Source organism: Candidatus Thioglobus sp., assembly GCF_028599055.1.
Lineage (GTDB): Bacteria > Pseudomonadota > Gammaproteobacteria > PS1 > Pseudothioglobaceae > Thioglobus_A.
In genome coordinates this window covers 1-1525 of sequence record NZ_JAQRMS010000250.1, presented here as the reverse complement: position 1 = coordinate 1525, position 1525 = coordinate 1, and the positions used below count along the sequence as shown (strand labels likewise).

General features: G+C 39.9%; 2 protein-coding genes. Both read left to right on the top strand.

Annotated features, from left to right (window positions below; translation table 11 throughout):
• Positions 1-78: 78 nt before the first annotated feature.
• Positions 79-1056 carry an integron integrase gene (locus PSN35_RS07675; protein WP_300031712.1) on the top strand — a complete coding sequence of 326 codons (978 nt, stop codon included), beginning with the start codon at positions 79-81 and terminating at the stop codon, positions 1054-1056.
• The coding region (locus tag PSN35_RS07670) for a TSUP family transporter (RefSeq protein WP_367183427.1) at positions 1053-1525 on the top strand (473 nt) is incomplete at its 3' end. The genes PSN35_RS07675 and PSN35_RS07670, both read left to right, overlap by 4 nt.

Genomic DNA, 1525 nt, shown 5'->3' with positions numbered 1-1525 from the left:
ATTTAGATTTTTACCTAATATTTGATATTTAGGTAAAAAAGTTAAATATAATCTAGTTAATTTTTAATACTGGTAAATATGATAACAGATAAAAAGCCTATTATTGAGCAAATGCGTGAAACCATGAGACGCATGCATTATGCGTATAAAACTGAAAATACTTATTGCGATTGGGTGAGGCGCTTTATCAAATTTTCAGACATGCGCAGTAGAGATGAATTGTTTGAAAATTCTGAAACTAAAGTAGAGGATTTTTTAACGGATTTGGCAGTGAGGCAAAATGTGGCTGCTAGTACGCAAAATCAAGCGTTTAATGCGTTGGTTTTTCTTTATAAAGAGGTGTTAAATAGAGCGCTTGAAAACGTGCAGGCTGCGCGTTCGCGTAAAGAGCCACGTATTCCTGTGGTACTAAGTGTCAAAGAGGTGAAAAAAGTATTGGCAAAACTAAGTGGTAATAATGCTTTAATGGTGAGTTTGTTATATGGTGGTGGTTTGCGAATTTCTGAGTTGGTACGTTTGCGTGTGCAGGATATTGATTTTGACTACGGCCAAATCACCGTGCGTGATGGCAAGGGTAAAAAAGACAGAGTAACACCACTGGCTTTAAAAATTATGCCATTATTGCGCGCCCATTTAGAGCAAAGAAAGAGTGTGCATCAAGATGATTTGGCACAAGGTTATGGCAGTGTTTATTTGCCCAATGCTTTGGCTAAAAAATATCCAAATGCGGATAAAGAATTTGGCTGGCAATATGTGTTTGCCAGCAGAAATATTGCCACCGACCCTAGAAGTGGCGTTAATCGTCGCCATCATATTGACCAATCAGCGGTGAATAAGGCAATTAAAGTAGCGGTTAAACGCTGCGTTAGTATTGATAAAAAAGTATCAGCACACACCTTTAGGCATTCATTTGCGACGCATTTGTTGCAAACAGGCACGGATATTCGCACCATTCAAGCTTTGCTTGGGCATAGTGATTTGCAAACGACGATGATTTACACGCATGTGTTGCGTCAAGGTGGGCAAGGGGTGGTGTCACCATTTGATAAGTTATGATTTTTTCAACTGCTGAATTAATCTTGGTTGGTTTGATTTTCCTATGGGCTGGTTTTGTGCGTACTGGGCTTGGTTTTGGTGGTGCAGCACTTGGTTTGCCGTTGATGTTGTTATTGGGCGGTAGTCCGGTTTATTGGTTGCCAATTATCGGTTTACACCTCCTATTTTTCTCCTCGTTAACGTTGTTCAAATCAATCAAAAAAGTTGATTGGCACTATTTAAAGCAATCATTGTTATGGATTATTCCGCCGACGCTCATTGGTGTTGCTGGTTTATTGAGTTTGCCCGATGTGGTGGTGGTTGTGTTTATATACTCAATCACGATTTTTTATGCGATTACTTGGGTTTTTGATCATAAAATCACCTCGCACAAACCTTGGGTAGATAAGTTTTTATTGATTATCGGCGGCTACGTGGCTGGCACGTCACTGACTGGTGCGCCATTAATCGTGGCTGTTTACATGCGTCA